The sequence below is a fragment of the Pseudomonas brassicacearum genome (assembly GCF_918698105.1).
GTDB lineage: Bacteria > Pseudomonadota > Gammaproteobacteria > Pseudomonadales > Pseudomonadaceae > Aquipseudomonas > Aquipseudomonas brassicacearum_F.
The window spans coordinates 237315-252111 of record NZ_CAKKMI010000001.1; the positions used below are offsets into that span (position 1 = coordinate 237315).

General features: G+C 63.2%; 13 protein-coding genes. 3 read left to right on the top strand and 10 right to left on the bottom strand.

Annotation, left to right across the window (positions count from 1 at the left end):
- Positions 1-73 precede the first annotated feature (73 nt).
- The 10 genes from tssH to tssA form a co-directional block, all read right to left on the bottom strand.
- A complete protein-coding gene (gene tssH, locus LQ215_RS00985) occupies positions 74-2764 on the bottom strand; it encodes a type VI secretion system ATPase TssH (protein WP_230146998.1) in 2691 nt (896 codons plus the stop codon).
- On the bottom strand, positions 2757-3809 hold the full coding sequence (gene tssG, locus LQ215_RS00990; RefSeq protein ID WP_230146999.1) for a type VI secretion system baseplate subunit TssG: 1053 nt from the start codon (positions 3807-3809) through the stop codon (positions 2757-2759). The genes tssH and tssG overlap by 8 nt, the downstream gene beginning before the upstream one ends.
- Positions 3773-5632, bottom strand: coding sequence for a type VI secretion system baseplate subunit TssF (tssF, locus tag LQ215_RS00995; protein WP_230147000.1), 1860 nt, complete (start codon positions 5630-5632; stop codon positions 3773-3775). Before tssF ends, tssG begins: the two co-directional genes overlap by 37 nt.
- Positions 5629-6141, bottom strand: a complete 513-nt coding sequence (gene tssE / locus LQ215_RS01000; RefSeq protein ID WP_003206934.1) for a type VI secretion system baseplate subunit TssE — start codon at positions 6139-6141, stop codon at positions 5629-5631. The genes tssF and tssE overlap by 4 nt, the downstream gene beginning before the upstream one ends.
- Positions 6135-6584, bottom strand: coding sequence for a hypothetical protein (locus LQ215_RS01005; RefSeq protein ID WP_003206930.1), 450 nt, complete (start codon positions 6582-6584; stop codon positions 6135-6137). Before LQ215_RS01005 ends, tssE begins: the two co-directional genes overlap by 7 nt.
- Positions 6581-7036 carry a type VI secretion system amidase effector protein Tae4 gene (locus tag LQ215_RS01010; protein ID WP_230147001.1) on the bottom strand — a complete coding sequence of 152 codons (456 nt, stop codon included), beginning with the start codon at positions 7034-7036 and terminating at the stop codon, positions 6581-6583. The genes LQ215_RS01005 and LQ215_RS01010 overlap by 4 nt, the downstream gene beginning before the upstream one ends.
- Before the next feature lie 81 nt (positions 7037-7117).
- The gene (locus LQ215_RS01015; protein WP_003206927.1) at positions 7118-7606 is read right to left on the bottom strand and encodes an Hcp family type VI secretion system effector; all 489 of its coding nucleotides are present in this window, start codon (positions 7604-7606) and stop codon (positions 7118-7120) included.
- A gap of 221 nt (positions 7607-7827) precedes the next feature.
- The gene (gene tssC / locus LQ215_RS01020) at positions 7828-9324 is read right to left on the bottom strand and encodes a type VI secretion system contractile sheath large subunit (protein ID WP_003206925.1); all 1497 of its coding nucleotides are present in this window, start codon (positions 9322-9324) and stop codon (positions 7828-7830) included.
- Positions 9325-9326: 2 nt separating this feature from the next.
- A complete protein-coding gene (tssB, locus tag LQ215_RS01025) occupies positions 9327-9833 on the bottom strand; it encodes a type VI secretion system contractile sheath small subunit (RefSeq protein WP_003206923.1) in 507 nt (168 codons plus the stop codon).
- Positions 9834-9914: 81 nt separating this feature from the next.
- Positions 9915-10958, bottom strand: a complete 1044-nt coding sequence (tssA, locus tag LQ215_RS01030) for a type VI secretion system protein TssA (RefSeq protein WP_230147002.1) — start codon at positions 10956-10958, stop codon at positions 9915-9917.
- Positions 10959-11373: 415 nt separating this feature from the next.
- Here tssA and tagH point away from each other — a divergent pair, with 415 nt between their 5' ends.
- The 3 genes from tagH to tssK all read left to right on the top strand — a co-directional run bounded on the left by tagH (position 11374) and on the right by tssK (position 14793).
- Positions 11374-12870 (top strand): type VI secretion system-associated FHA domain protein TagH, encoded by a 1497-nt coding sequence (gene tagH / locus LQ215_RS01035; RefSeq protein WP_230147003.1) that lies wholly within the window; start codon positions 11374-11376, stop codon positions 12868-12870.
- Positions 12871-12936: 66 nt separating this feature from the next.
- Positions 12937-13443 (top strand): type VI secretion system lipoprotein TssJ, encoded by a 507-nt coding sequence (tssJ, locus tag LQ215_RS01040; protein WP_230147004.1) that lies wholly within the window; start codon positions 12937-12939, stop codon positions 13441-13443.
- Between the two features lie 15 nt (positions 13444-13458).
- Complete coding sequence (gene tssK / locus LQ215_RS01045; protein WP_230147005.1) at positions 13459-14793, top strand: type VI secretion system baseplate subunit TssK; 1335 nt, start codon at positions 13459-13461, stop codon at positions 14791-14793.
- Positions 14794-14797 lie beyond the last annotated feature (4 nt).

Genomic DNA, 14797 nt, shown 5'->3' on the forward strand with positions numbered 1-14797 from the left:
GACATCAATGGCACTGACAAATTGCATTCGCGAGCAAGCTCGCTCCCACAGGGTTGTGCGGTGTTCCTTCGGGTCAGGCCGCGTCGCTGAAATCGTACTGCAATTCGTTATCCACGGCGCTGATCCGCACCCCGGCCAAGGCCTTGCCTTCGAGCATGCGGGTCAGGAACTCGCGGCTCATGTCCGGCAGCAGGCTGTTGGTCAGGATGGTGTCGATCATGCGCCCGCCGCTTTCGGTTTCGGTGCAACGCGAGACGATCAAATCGATCACCGCGTCGTCGTAGTCGAAGGCGACTTTGTGGGTGCTTTCCACGCGCTTCTTGATGCGGTTGAGTTGCAGGCGGGTGATGGCCTTGAGCATCTCGTCGCTGAGCGGGTAGTACGGGATCGTCACCAGGCGGCCCAGCAAGGCCGGTGGGAAAATCTCCAGCAGCGGTTGGCGCAGGGCCTTGGCGATTTCTTCCGGCTCGGGCACGTTCTGCGGGTCCTTGCAGACCTGGGCGATCAACTCGGTGCCGGCGTTGGTGGTCAGCAGGATCAAGGTGTTCTTGAAGTCGATCACCCGGCCTTCGCCGTCCTCCATCACGCCTTTGTCGAACACCTGGAAGAAGATCTCATGCACGTCCGGGTGGGCCTTTTCCACCTCGTCCAGCAGCACCACGCTGTACGGTTTGCGCCGCACGGCTTCGGTCAGCACGCCGCCTTCGCCATAGCCGATGTAGCCCGGTGGCGCGCCCTTGAGGGTCGACACGGTGTGGGCTTCCTGGAACTCGCTCATGTTGATGGTGATGACGTTCTGCTCGCCGCCGTACATGGCTTCGGCCAGGGCCAGGGCGGTTTCGGTCTTGCCTACGCCGGAGGTGCCGGCGAGCATGAACACACCAATGGGCTTGCTCGGGTTGTCGAGGCCGGCGCGGGAGGTCTGGATGCGCTTGGCGATCATTTGCAAGGCATGGTCCTGGCCGATGATGCGTTTCTTCAAGTGCTGGTCGAGGTTGAGCACGGTCTCGAGTTCGTTGCGGGCCATGCGGCCCACCGGGATACCGGTCCAGTCGGCGACCACCGAGGCCACGGCCTGGTAATCCACGGTCGGCAGGATCAGCGGGGTTTCGCCTTGCAGGGCGGTCAGGCGCTGTTGCAGGTCCACCAGTTTTTCGCGCAGGGCGTGGCTTTCGTTGTTGGAAGCTTCGCTGTTGTCTTCGCTGTCCACCACGCCAACGCGTTCGCGCAGGGTGGCGCGGGTGGCGAGCAGTTCGTCCACCAGGGTTTTCTCTTCGGCCCAGCGGCCTTCCAGCTCGGCCAGGCGTTCGCGCTCGGCGCTCAGCAGGGTTTCGCTCTGGGTCTGACGAGTGCCGATGACCACGCCAATCGCGTGTTCACGGGCGATGATTTGCAGCTCGGTTTCCAGCGCTTCGATGCGCCGACGGCTGTCGTCCACTTCGGCCGGCACGGCGTGCAGGCTGATGGCGACGCGGGCGCAGGCGGTGTCCAGCAGGCTCACGGATTTGTCCGGCAGCTGGCGCGCGGGAATGTAGCGGTGGGACAGCTTGACCGAGGCTTCCAGGGCTTCGTCGAGGATCTGCACCTGATGGTGCTTTTCCATGGTCGAAGCCACGCCGCGCATCATCAGCAGGGCCTTGTCTTCCGACGGCTCGGCCACTTGCACTACTTGGAAACGGCGGGTCAGGGCCGGGTCTTTTTCGATGTGCTTCTTGTACTCGGCCCAGGTCGTGGCGGCCACGGTGCGCAAGGTGCCGCGGGCCAGGGCCGGCTTGAGCAGGTTGGCTGCGTCGCCCGTGCCGGCGGCGCCACCGGCACCCACCAGGGTGTGGGCTTCGTCGATGAACAGGATGATCGGCTTGGGCGAGGCCTGGACGTCTTCGATGACCTGGCGCAGGCGCTGTTCGAACTCGCCTTTCATGCTCGCGCCGGCCTGCAACAGGCCCACGTCGAGGCTGCGCAGTTCCACGTCCTTGAGGGCCGGCGGTACGTCGCCGGCGACGATGCGCAGGGCAAAGCCTTCGACCACGGCGGTCTTGCCCACGCCGGCTTCACCGGTGAGGATCGGGTTGTTCTGCCGGCGGCGCATGAGGATGTCCACCAGTTGGCGGATCTCTTCGTCACGGCCGACGATGGGGTCAAGCTTGCCGCTGCGGGCCTGCTCGGTGAGGTCGACGGTGAAGCGCTTGAGGGCTTCCTGCTTGCCCATGGCGGCCGGGGCCATGGCGCCGCTGGCTTCGCCCGGCACGGCGCCGGCATTGAAGCCGTCGCTGGCGGTCAGGGCGTTTTCCGGCGAGTCGCCAACGTATTCGTCAAAGCGCTCGCTCAGGGCTTCGACCTTGACCTTGTCGAACTCCGACGACAGGCCCAGCAGCGCGTGGCGCAGGCTCGGCGTCTTGAGGATGCCCAGCACCAGGTAACCGGTGCGCACCTGGCTTTCGCCGAACATCAGGCTGCCGTAGACCCAGCCGCGTTCCACGGCCTCTTCTACGTGGGAGGACAGGTCGGTGATGGACGTCGAGCCCCGTGGCAGGCGGTCCAGGGCTTCGGTCAGGTCGCGGGCCAGGCGCGCCGGCTCGATGTTGAACTGGCGAATGATGCGGTGCAGGTCCGAGTCCTGCAGTTGCAGTAACTGGTGAAACCAGTGGGCCAGTTCCACATAAGGGTTACCGCGCAACTTGCAGAACACGGTGGCGGCTTCGATGGCTTTGTAGGCCACGCTGTTGAGTTTGCCGAACAACGCGGCGCGACTGATTTCACCCATGCTCATGGCTCCTTGAGGTCTGTGAGGTGTTGGCCTGTTCGGCGTAATGCCGGGCCAGTATTAAATCGTTGGCATCTGTTTCGGGGCGGCCCAGCCAGGTGTTGAAACCCAGGCGGAAACGCCCATTGAGTTGCAATGCCGGGACTTCGGGCTGCTCCAGGACCAGGTTCAGGTCCCAGTCCAGTTCATGGCCCAGGTATTCGGCGACCCAGGCCACCAGCTCGTTGAACGGTTGGCTGCCGGGCAACATGCCCATGTAGTCAACGAGCTTGAGTGGCCCCAGGCGAATGCGGAATTTGTGCTGGCGATCCCAGACGAAGCGGCCCAGGCAGAAGTCCACGCCCAATTGGTGAGCGCTGACCCCGACGCGGCTGCGCTCGGGCAGTTCGAGCCATTGGCCGACGTATTCTTCGATCTCCACCGGCAGGCCGAAGTACTCGCTAAGGATCGCTTTCAAACCGTCGGGGTAACGGGTTTGCGCCGACAGGTGGCCGCTGTAGTGCAGCTTCGCCGTGTCGGGAATCAACCCCTGGTTGAGCAGGCTCGGCATGCCCCGGCCGCTGAGTGCCGCCAGGCGCGCCGACCAATAGTCATCGTCCGGGCGATCGTGGCTGACCGTCGGCCGCGCTTCGGCCCAGGCCCGATAAAACAGGCTGAGCAGGCGATGGTGGAACACATCGAGGAAGCGCTTGCTGGTGCTGTCGGCGTTGTTGCGCTGGCGTTCGCGCACGTATTCGGTGATGTGCAGCGGCATCGGGCCGTTGGGGCCGCCGAGGCCGAAGAAAAATTGCTCCAGGCGTGCCGGCGCACCGTCGCTGCCCGGTTGCACCGAGGCGAGGGTGGCCGGGGCGAAGGTGCATTCGGCCTGTTGCCCGAGGCGCAGCGGGTCGTCGGCCAGGCGCAGGGAATGGCCCAGGCGCGGCAGCTCGGGGGATTCGCACTCGATGCGCCGCAACGCCTGGAAGAAATCGTATTCCCAGGGTTCCTGGTGCATCGCCTCCAGGGTACTCACAGGGTCGGACGACGTCCGGGCTTGGCTTTCCATCGCATGATCTCGCCGCGTTCGGTGGTACGGATCACCGTCTCGGTAAAACTGTTGATCGACACGTAGCGTGCCAGGAAGCGCTCGAACACCGCGCCGAGCAGGAACACCCCGGTGCCGCGAAACGCGTTTTCATCGAATTCCAGGGTGATCTCCAGGCCCCGACCAAACACGATCGGGCCGGGCATCGGCAAGCGCCGGGTGCAGGCCTTGCTGCTGACTTCGCGCAGGCCTTCGATCTGCAATTGCAGCGCCGCGTCATTGCTGTCGCCGTACAGGCGCAGCAGTTCACGCAGGGCGGCGGCGCCTTGGCCTTGTTCGCTCAGCGACAAGTAGTTCAGCGACAACTGGCTGATCAGCCGCCAGGCCTTGGCGTCGTGGGCATGGCTGGCCCGTGGGCGACTGGGGCCTGCCACGCAGCGCACCGCGCCAACCGGGGCACTGTCGGCCAGGGTGAAGTCGGTCTTGCCGTTGCCCACGCTCATGAACAGCGGCAGGTCACGGTTGGTGCACAGCGCGGTCACGCCCAGTTGGCGCAGGTCGTGGCGATAGGGCGCTTGCTGGCTGTCCACCAGGCTGACGAAGGTTTCGCTGCCGATGTAGGTCGAGCGCGGGCCGTTGCGCCGCTGGTCGCTGGACAGCACGCGCGGTTCGCGCCGCACCGTGTAGTAGGCCTGGTCGCGGCCATAGCGAGACGGATCGCGCACCGCGTAGAACGGCAGGAACGGTTGCTCCGGCCCGGTGCCGTGGCCGGTGAGGCCGCTCAGCGAGTGCACTTCGAAATCCATCGGTCGGGTACGGTCGGCGATCACGTGGTGTTCGTTGACCCGATCCGACAGGTGAATGCGATCCAGCCGTTTGGGGAACAGGTTGATGGCCGGGGTGCAGAACGGCAGGAACTGCGAAGCGCCGACGCTGCCTTCCAGGCTCGGATCGTGACGGTCGAACAGCACGATCAGCTCCAGCTCCTGGCCGTCGCAACGCTTGACCGCCCGGCTCAGTTGGGTGAAGTCGACGAACAGGAAACGGTGGGGCAGGGCGAAGTATTCCTGCAACAGGCGATAGCCCTGGAAGGCACGCGGTACCACCGGCAGCGCGGCGTCGGCATCGTCGAAGCCGCGCGAGCGCAACGCATCCTGCGGCAGTCGCTCCACCCAGTCGCCACCGGGCTTGCGGGCGAACACCGCGCAGGCATTGCCCAGCAGTTGTTCGTAGAGGCGGAAGGGCTGTTCGTCGGCGCCACTCAAGTACAGCGGCAGGTTGTCCAGGGCCAGGCTGTTGAACGGCAGTTCGGCGCCGGTGCGCAGTGTGATGCGCAGCCCGGCCTTGGCTTTCGGTTCGCTGGCGGCCAGGCGCCCGAGCACGGCGGAGGGGTTGCCGAAGTATTCGGCCTGGCTGACCTGCAACGGCCACAACGTCACCGCGTGGGCGGTGCGGTACTCGCAGCAGGTCTGGGTTTCACGCCCCAGGGCGGCCCGCAGGACCGTATCGCGCGGCAGCGGGAAACCACTGCTCAGCGAGCCTTCGTCCGGGTCGGCCTGCAGTTGCACCACGGTCATCGACGGCGTCGGCGCCAGGTAATGCGGGTAGGCGATTTCCAGCAGGTTGTGGGTGAAGGTCGGGTACTCGGCGTCGAGCTTGAGCTGCACCCGCGCCGTCAGGTAGGCGAAGCCTTCCAGCAGGCGCTCGACATACGGGTCGGCGCAGTCCATGCCGGACAAGCTCAGCCGACTGGCGATCTTGGGGTATTCCTTGGCGAACTCCGCCGCGCTTTCGCGCACATGGTGCAGTTCCTGGTTGTACAGCTCCAGCAGGCGTGGGTTCATGAGCGTCTCCGCTGGTCGGCGTTGACCACGCGCACATGCCCGGTTTCCAGGTCCAGGTCGGTTTGCAGCATCAGGCGCAGCGGCACCGGCTGGGCCCAGAGATCGCCTTCGATCTCGAAACTCAACGCATTGTGGTTCATCTCGGCCGTCGCTCGGGCGCGCACCCGCAGGGTGTGGCGCAGGATGCGCGGTTCGAAGGTGGCAATGGCCTGGTGGATCAAGGTTTCCAGGGCCGAGACATCGACGTTCGACGCGCTGTTGCCGGCCAGTGCCGGCAGGCCGAAATTCACCACCGAGGTGCCCGCCGGGGTATGCAGCGTGGCATCGGCGCTGAGCAATGACGTAGTGTTGAGCAGCCACGCCAGGTCACGCAGCACCGAGGCTTTTAATTGGGTCAGGGAGAGCACGCGCTTGTCGGCGCTTTCCTTGGGGTTGGTCGGATCGTCGTCGGTCAACCGGTCCAATAGGGAGGGTTGGAGGCGATCGCGGGTGGCAATTTCGGTTACCAAGTGAAAAGGCCCGTGTAATTCTTCTGGTCACCTGTGCCGCGCATGCAACTGGCGTTGCGCGCGATAACCGAGGGCTCGAGCTGCCCATTGATCTGGCGCACGGCGCGGTACTCGGAGCGACATTCCTGATTGTTATGGGGGCCAGCAGATACATGGACAACGATGACAATAGGCACCTTACCGAAGGTCTCGACGTGGGGTTTGCCTTGTCGATCGACCGTGAACTGGCAGGGCCAAGCCAAGTCGAGTGGCATCAGCGTCTGGTCGGGCTTGCGCAGCGCGCAGCGCGCCTGGTCGTTTTCCAGCCTCAACGTTTGCCCGCCCATCGAGACGACCTGCTCCACCGCTACGGAGGCCGTTGTCGACGGGGATTGCTGTTGGGCACAGGCGGTCAGGCTGGTCAACAGGCAGACCACCCATATCGCGCAGTGAGTCTTGATCATACGAGCTCCCAGAACCAGATCGCTCGGGATCGATACGCCGGATCGTCATACCCGAGGGTTAGGCCACGGTTCCAGAGGTCGATATGATCGCCGGTGCGACCTTCCGAGGCCTCTCCCACTTGCTGGAAACAATCCTTGAAGAAAATCAGGCCAGTCTTGCCTTGCAGCTTGCGCCGGTCCGCGGCAGTTCCGCCGAGGATCAACGGACGACCCAGATGATGTTTCCACAGCCAATTTGCCAATGACTCGGCCCCTCGTGCATGCCCATGGACGCACTTGGGTTCGGTGTAGGTGGACTTGTTGACTTTGACGGTCAGCTCGGTATTGAGCGTGATGCTCATGCGAATCGCGCATTGGTTTGCCCAAGGACCGTCGCAAGGTTTCGCGTCGGGATAGGTCACCAGCAAATCGGAATAGGCTTTCCACAAATTGATAAACGAAGGCTTGGCCATGGCTCAGACACCGGAAGGGAAAGGATTGGTTGCGAGCAAGCACCAAACACCCCCGGCGCCTGGCACCGGGGGCGTGTTCGATTACACCTTGACGTTCTGACGGATGTTCCAGCCGAACTTGACCGGACCGCCTTCCTTGGTGCCGTCGGCTTTCTGTGGCTGGTAGTCCACCAGCACCTTGGCGAAGTTCAGGGTGACGTTTTCGGTCAGGCGATCATCGCCGCCCGAGCCGCCGGTGCTCAGGGAAGTGACCAGCACTTCTTCCAGGTTGATGATCATGTACTCGACCTGGCTTTCACCGCCGGCCTTGCGCACGGTCAGCTTGACCTTGTCGATGTGCTTGCCGCTGGCGCAGTGCATCATCAGGTTCGGCGACGCCTTGTCGACGTACTTGGTCAGGGACAGGTCCTGGACGTTGACCTTGCCCGCACCACCGCCGCTGCCCACGTGCATGTTGCCGGACTGGGACATGCCCCAGCTCCAGTTCAGGACATCGATCTCGTCCTTGTGGGCCTTGTCCATGGACTCGCCCTTGATGTCGCCAATCTTGATGAAAATATCAACAGCCATTTTTTCTCCCTGTGTGGTTTCTAACCACATTGTTTGGTTGACGCTGACCTTGCGAAATTACGTGTGCCGAACGGTTCCGATGATCTCCAAGCCACTGAAGATCCCCTGTGGGAGCGAGCTTGCTCGCGATAGCGGAGTGTCAGACATACGCATGACAACTGATCCACCGCCATCGCGAGCAAGCTCGCTCCCACATTGGCCTTGCACCGTTCAGTAAATCTTTATGCGCCCTTGGCCGACGGCAGTTTCGATACCAGGCGCAGCGACACGGTCAGCCCTTCGAGCTGGTAGTGCGGGCGCAGGTAGAACTTGGAGTTGTAGTACCCCGGGTTGCCTTCGACTTCTTCGACGATCACTTCGGCTGCAGCCAACGGGTGCTGGGCCTTGGTGGTCTCGGTGGAGTGCGCCGGGTCACCGTCGACGTAGTTGAGGATCCAGTCCTGCAACCAGCGCTGCATCTCGTCCTTCTCTTTGAAGGAACCGATCTTGTCGCGCACGATGCACTTGAGGTAGTGGGCGAAACGGCAAGTGGCGAACAGGTACGGCAGGCGCGCGGCCAGGTTGGCGTTGGCGGTAGCGTCCGGGTCGTCGTATTCGGCCGGTTTCTGCAGCGACTGGGCGCCGATGAACGCGGCGAAGTCGGTGTTTTTCTTGTGCAGCAGCGGCATGAAACCGTTCTTCGCCAGTTCTGCTTCACGGCGGTCCGAGATGGCGATTTCGGTTGGGCACTTCATGTCCACGCCACCGTCGTCGGTCGGGAAGGTGTGGGCTGGCAGGTTTTCCACTTCGCCGCCGGACTCCACGCCACGGATGCGCGAGCACCAGCCGAAGTGTTTGAACGAACGGTTGATGTTCACCGCCATCGCGTAAGCGGCGTTGGCCCAGGTGTACTTGGAGCTGTCGGCACCGTCGGTGTTTTCTTCGAAGGCGAAGGCTTCCACCGGGTCGGTCTTGGCGCCGTACGGCAGGCGCGCCAGGAAGCGGGGCATGGTCAGGCCGATGTAGCGCGAGTCTTCCGATTCACGCAGCGAGCGCCAGCCGGCGTATTCCGGGGTGGTGAAGATCTTGGTCAGGTCGCGCGGGTTCGACAGTTCCTGCCACGAGCCCATGCCCATCACGGTCGGCGATGCCGCGGCGATGAACGGCGAGTGCATGGCCGCGCAGACTTTCGACAGTTCGCCCAGCAGCTCGACATCCGGTGGCGACTGGTCGAAGTAGTAGTCGCCCACCAGGCAGCCGTAAGGCTCGCCGCCGAACTGGCCGTATTCTTCTTCGTACATCTTCTTGAAGATCGGGCTCTGGTCCCACGCGGTGCCCTTGAATTTCTTCAGGGTCTTGTGCAGGTCGGTCTTGGAGATGTTGAGCACGCGGATCTTGAGCTGCTCATCGGACTCGGTGTTGTTGACCAGGTAGTGCAGGCCACGCCAGGCGCTTTCCAGTTGCTGGAAGTCGGGGTGGTGGATGACCTGGTTGACCTGGGCGGTGAGCTTGGCGTCGATGGCGGCGATGATCGATTCGATCGACTTGATGGCGTCGTTGGACACCAGGTCGGTCTGCGCCAGGGCCTGTTCGGCCAGGGTGCGTACGGCCGTTTCGACGGCTTCGCGGGCGCGCTCGGTCTTGGGCTTGAATTCTTGCAGCAGCAGGGACGCGAACTCGCTGGTTTCTTCGGTTGCGCCCAGGTTTTGCACGCCTTCGCGAGCTGTATTGTCAGTCATGATCATTGGTCCTGTGCTGGCTTCGGCGCGCTCGCCAGGGCCTGCAACAGCGCTGGGTCCTTGATCGCCTTCATGATGATTTCTTCGGCACCGGTCTTGCCGTCCATGTAGGTCAGCAGGTTGGCCAACTGGGTGCGCGCTTCGAGCAGCTTGTTCAGCGAGTCGACCTTGCGGGCCACGGCCGCCGGGCTGAAGTCGTCCATGCTTTCGAACGTCAGGTCCAGGCTCAGGTTGCCTTCGCCGGTCAGTTCGTTAGGCACATGGAACGCCACGCGCGGCTGCATGGCCTTGAGGCGCGAGTCGAAGTTATCGACGTCGATCTCGAGGAACTTGCGATCAGCCACCGCTGCCAGAGGCTCGGCGGGCTTGCCGGCGAGGTCGGCCATCACGCCCATGACGAAGGGCAACTGGACCTTTTTCTCGGCGCCGTAGAGCTCGACGTCGTACTCGATCTGCACTCGAGGCGCGCGGTTGCGCGCGATGAATTTCTGAGAACTTTGCTTCGCCACGTTGCTGCTCCTGGTCGCTTGAGCGACGGTGTTGGCGTCATCGGCGGTACCGATGACGTGACTGCGTGATCCGCTCGCTTTTTATTCGCTGTCTGGGCCGCGCAGGTTTTCAAATTGACTCATGCCGTCGGGAATCAGGTTGCGCACGATGGCCGCGAAGTCGGCGTGCACCAGATTCTTGGCCCGGTTCAACAGCACCGGCAGCGGGCTGGAGGGCTCATGACGGGTGTAGTAAGCGAGAATCCGGTCCAGGCTGCGCAGCACGTCGTCGCGGTTGTTGATGTCGCCGCTGACGGTGCTGGTGCTGTTATTGGTGTTGCGCGGTGTGCTGGGTGCGCTGGCATATTCCGTTGGCGCGGCGCTGTCGTCGCTGACGGGATCGGACAGGGCGCTGTCGCCGCTCTGCGGGGCGAACTGGCCGAGAATCTGCAGGGCCATCTTCAGCGGTTGCTTCAGCGGGCCAAGGTCCACGCCCTGGGCGGATCCCACTTGGTCGCTGACCTGTTGTTCGATGGCTTCGGCGGCGCTGCGGGCTTCCAGCAGGGCGGCACGGGTGATTTCCAACTGCTCGGGGTCGCTGTCGAGCAGGGCCCCGGCGAGCTGTTCGGCGCCGAGGTTTTCATCCGGGAAACTTTGCAGGCCGCTGGCGTTGGCGGCGGCGCGCAGGCTGACGGCACCAAAGGTCCGCGAGCGGGCCAGGATGCTCTCGCGCAGCAAGCGAATGGTGATGTCGGACGTCAGGCCGGCGAGGGCATTGATGCGCACAGTGGGGTCGTTGTCGTCCTCGGCGTCCAGGCGCGGATGCAACTCGGCCCAGTACTGCTTGAGCAGTTCGCTGATCAGCGTCAGCACACGGGCCATGCCCGGCAAGCCTTCGAGGGCCAGGGAGCTTTGCAACAGGAAATGGGTGATGCGCAGGTCTTTGCTGCGTTGCAGCAAGTCCAGGCTCTGCTGCTGGATGCTGCGCCACTCAGGCGGCTCGGCAGGCAGGATCGAATCGCCCATGCTGCGTTCGGGCTGGCCCCGGGAGTCGCGCTCCAGGCGCAAGAAATCCGCGTCATATTCCAGATCTTCACCACACGGCGAAGTCGCGGAAACGGCGGCGAGCAACAAAGGCACATCCACTTGGATCGATCTCCCTATCACCCGCTGAAGAAAGTCGGGCAGTTCACACGCAAGTTTCGGATGAAACTCACATGTTCCTTGACGGTAATGGCCCTTTAGATTTGCACTGATCTTAAAGTGCCATCATGTATATTCAAGAAGTTGTGCATTTTTGGTGTAGTACTTATCGCTTGTCAAGGTAAGCTATTTCACCAATGTATCCCCTCTGTAACAGTTGTGATGGGCTTAACAGCCTGCCCGACCCACCGGTCGAAGCGGCAACTGACGTGGGGTTTTTGTCACGCAAGCCGGTTATGATCAGCAATCATGCTGGCAAAAAGCCGTTTCACGGTTGTTGGCAAAGGTTGCCGGCGGGGTAGTCAGGGCCTGGACCCTCACTCCCGCCCGCGCGCGAAGTATTCAGCAAGGAGGCAAGATGCCGCTGTGTTTGACTATCACTAGTTATCACAAGATCACCCCAGGCCAGTGTTCTGAAAAGTCCATGGATCAGGGGGTGATGGCAATTGGCCGTAATTCCGATAATGACTGGGTATTGCCGGACCCTGAGCGCCTGGTTTCCGGAAAACATTGCGTTATCCAATACAAAGACGGGCGTTATTATTTAACTGATAACAGTACTAATGGTGTGGAATTGGTCAAGGCCGGTGTTCGCCTGCGCAAGGGCAACAGCGAACCCCTGCAAGACGGCGAAGTGATCCGCATCGGTGATTATGAAATCCAGGCGCGCGTCGATTTCAGCCTGCCAGTCACCGACAGCAACCCGTTTGCCGAATCGCCCAGCAGTTTCGAGGCCTTGATGGGGCGCCAGGGCGCCGCCGTGCATACGCCGTCGCCGCTTCATACGCCATCGCCGATTCAAGTGGCTGCGCCTGCGCATTTCCAGGGCGGGTCGGCCATGGACACCCTGCCGGACCTGTTCGATTTCTTGACCCCTGCCAGTGTTCCGCCGGCCACCCAGCCTGACCATGTGCCGGCCGAGCAACACGATTTCCGCCCGCCGACGCCGATTCCCCGGCCGAGCCCGCCGCCTGTGGTCGAACCCGTGATACCGCCGTCTGCCTCGGTGATTCCGGACGACTGGGACCCGTTCAGCGACAAGCCCGCGCCAGTGGCCCCGCTGCCTGTGCCGCTACCACCTGTGATTGAGCCGGTCGCGACGCCTGTTGCGCAGGCTCCGCTCGCCGACATCTTTGCTGAAATCATTGCACCGCCGCCGCCGGCGGCCGTGCCTGAAGCGTCGGTCACCCGCGTCGAGCCTCCGGTCGCACCTCCAGTTGCTCCAGTTGCTCCAGTTGCTCCAGTTACCCCGATCGAATCCAACCAACCCGACTTGCTGCAAGCCTTCCTGCGCGGTGCCGGGCTCGATCAGTTGCGCCTGGACAAGGCCAACGCCGAAGCACAGATGGAGAGCATCGGGCGCAGTTACCGGTTGATGGTCGAAGGCCTGATCGATGTCTTGCGCGCCCGCAGCAGCCTCAAGGGTGAATTCCGTATCCAGCAGACGATGATCCAGCCGGTGGAAAACAACCCGCTGAAATTCGCCCCCAACGTCGATGAAGCCCTGTTGTTGCTGCTGCGCCACGGCAACCAGGCGTTCATGGCCCCGGACGCGGCGGTGCGTGACAGTTTCGATGACTTGCGGGCCCACCAACTGGCGGTGATGGCCGGTGTGGAAGCGGCCATCAAGCATTTGCTGACGCGCTTCGAACCGGCGCAACTGGAAGAGCGCATGGCCAAGCCCGGTGGGCTCTCGGGTATTTTCAGCGGCTCGCGACAGGCCCAGTACTGGCAGCAATTCACCGAGCTCTACAGCAATATTTCCCGGGAAGCCCAAGAGGATTTCCAGGACCTGTTCGGTCGCGAGTTCAGCCGCGCCTACGAAGAACACAGTACGCGACAGCGACGCCGCTAAGCGGCGCCGTCCCATAACAAGATCGATCAACACAACGGATAGCTCAAACGTCATTGAGGACGCAGGATGATTCCCAGGTTTTTACTCGCAGTCGCCACCGCGCTTCTGCTGACGGCGTGCGCCAAGGATGCGGCCAACCCCCAGCCCGAAGAAGCTGAGGCCGACACCGCCGCCATCGAGCTGCACTTTCACGCCATTGCCGGCCTCAACCCCGGCGCCACCGGCCAGCCGGCCCCGGTCCGGGTGCGCATTTTCGAACTGAAAAATGCCGCGACCTTCGGCCGTGCCGATTATTTCGCCCTCGCCGAACGGGCCCAGGCCACGCTGGGCGCCGACCTGATCGACCAGGACGAGGTGCTGGTCCAGCCCGGCCAGCAACTGAGCCTGCAACGCGACCTCGACCCGGCCACGCGGCACATCGGAATACTGGTGGGCTATCGCGAGCTGGACCAGTCGTTGTGGCGCACGGTGATGAATGTCCCGGCGCGCGAATACACCGAATACCAGATCAGCCTCGATGTGCGCGCCGTGCGCAGCGCCGTCGTCGTCCCCCCATCCAGCCCTGCCCAATAAGCAATCGGAGCCCCCATGTCCTGGAACAATCGCGTGGTCTGGTCGGAAGGCATGTTCATTGGAACGCAGCACTTCCAACAGCATGACCGTTACCTGGAAAACCTCATCGACGCACGCAGCCGCCCGTTGTCGGCCGGCGCCTGGGGTTTTTCCGAATTGCTGATCGACCAGGGCCTGCTGGCCCAGGGCAAGCTGGCGATCATCTCGGCGCGGGGCCTGTTGCCGGACGGTACGCCGTTCAATATTCCCCAGGATGACTTGGCACCAAGCCCGCTGAACGTCGACGACAACCTGCGCGATGGCCTGGTGTACCTGGCCTTGCCGCTCAAGCGCGCCGGCGCCCGGGACACCGTGGATGAAGGCGAAGACCTCGGCGCTGCGCGTTATGTGAGCCAGGTGTGCGAAGTGCGCGACGACAACGCACCGTTCGAAAACCGCGCACCGGTGGCCCTCGGCTCGCGGGCCCTGCGGTTGTTGACTGAACAGGATGGCATCGGCGACTACGCCGCCATCGGCGTGGTGCGGATCAAGGAAAAACGCGCCGACCGTGCCTTGGTGCTCGACGAGGCCTACATCCCGCCGCTGCTGGATGTCATCGCTTCCAAACCGTTGGCGGCGTTCCGCAGCGAACTGCTGGGCCTGCTGCATCAACGCGGCGAAGCCCTGGCCGGGCGGGTGGTGGCGTCGGGTGCCGGTGGCGCCTCGGAAATTGCCGATTTCATGCTGTTGCAACTGGTCAACCGCGCCCAGCCGCTGATCCAGCACCTGAGCCAGTTGAGCCCGCTGCATCCCGAGCGTTTCTACAGCGAGCTGGTGAGCCTGGCCGGGGAGTTCTCCACCTTCACCGCGTCCGGGCGACGACCGCAGCAATACCCGCCTTACCAGCACGATGACCTGGCGCTCAGCTACGCGCCGGTCATGCAGGCCCTGCGCGAAGCCCTGTCGATGCTGATCGACAGCAGGGCGACGCCGATTCCGATTGTCGAGAAAGCCTACGGCATCCACGTGGCGATGCTGGCCGACAAGACCCTGCTCGACAGCGCCAGTTTCATCCTGGTGGTGCGCGCCGACGTGCCGGCCGAGACCCTGCGCGGTCGCTTCGGCCAGCAGAGCAAGGTCGGTTCGGTGGAGCACATCCGCGACCTGGTCAACCTGCAACTGCCGGGCATCGGCCTGCTGCCGTTGCCGGTGGCGCCACGGCAGCTGCCTTACCACGCCGGCTCCACTTACTACGAGCTCGACCGGGGCAGCGATCATTGGCAGCAGTTGAGCAACTCCGGCGGCTTTGCGTTCCACATCGCCGGCCAGTTCCCAGGGCTGAACCTGGCCTTCTGGGCGATCCGAGGATAAACCG

Coding starts and splice junctions, on each gene's coding strand:
- tssH (WP_230146998.1), bottom strand. CDS start 2,764: ATGGGTGAAATCAGTCGCGCCGCGTTGTTCGGCAAACTCAACAGCGTG.
- tssG (WP_230146999.1), bottom strand. CDS start 3,809: ATGGAAAGCCAAGCCCGGACGTCGTCCGACCCTGTGAGTACCCTGGAG.
- tssF (WP_230147000.1), bottom strand. CDS start 5,632: ATGAACCCACGCCTGCTGGAGCTGTACAACCAGGAACTGCACCATGTG.
- LQ215_RS01005 (WP_003206930.1), bottom strand. CDS start 6,584: ATGATCAAGACTCACTGCGCGATATGGGTGGTCTGCCTGTTGACCAGC.
- LQ215_RS01010 (WP_230147001.1), bottom strand. CDS start 7,036: ATGGCCAAGCCTTCGTTTATCAATTTGTGGAAAGCCTATTCCGATTTG.
- LQ215_RS01015 (WP_003206927.1), bottom strand. CDS start 7,606: ATGGCTGTTGATATTTTCATCAAGATTGGCGACATCAAGGGCGAGTCC.
- tssC (WP_003206925.1), bottom strand. CDS start 9,324: ATGACTGACAATACAGCTCGCGAAGGCGTGCAAAACCTGGGCGCAACC.
- tagH (WP_230147003.1), top strand. CDS start 11,374: ATGCCGCTGTGTTTGACTATCACTAGTTATCACAAGATCACCCCAGGC.
- tssJ (WP_230147004.1), top strand. CDS start 12,937: ATGATTCCCAGGTTTTTACTCGCAGTCGCCACCGCGCTTCTGCTGACG.
- tssK (WP_230147005.1), top strand. CDS start 13,459: ATGTCCTGGAACAATCGCGTGGTCTGGTCGGAAGGCATGTTCATTGGA.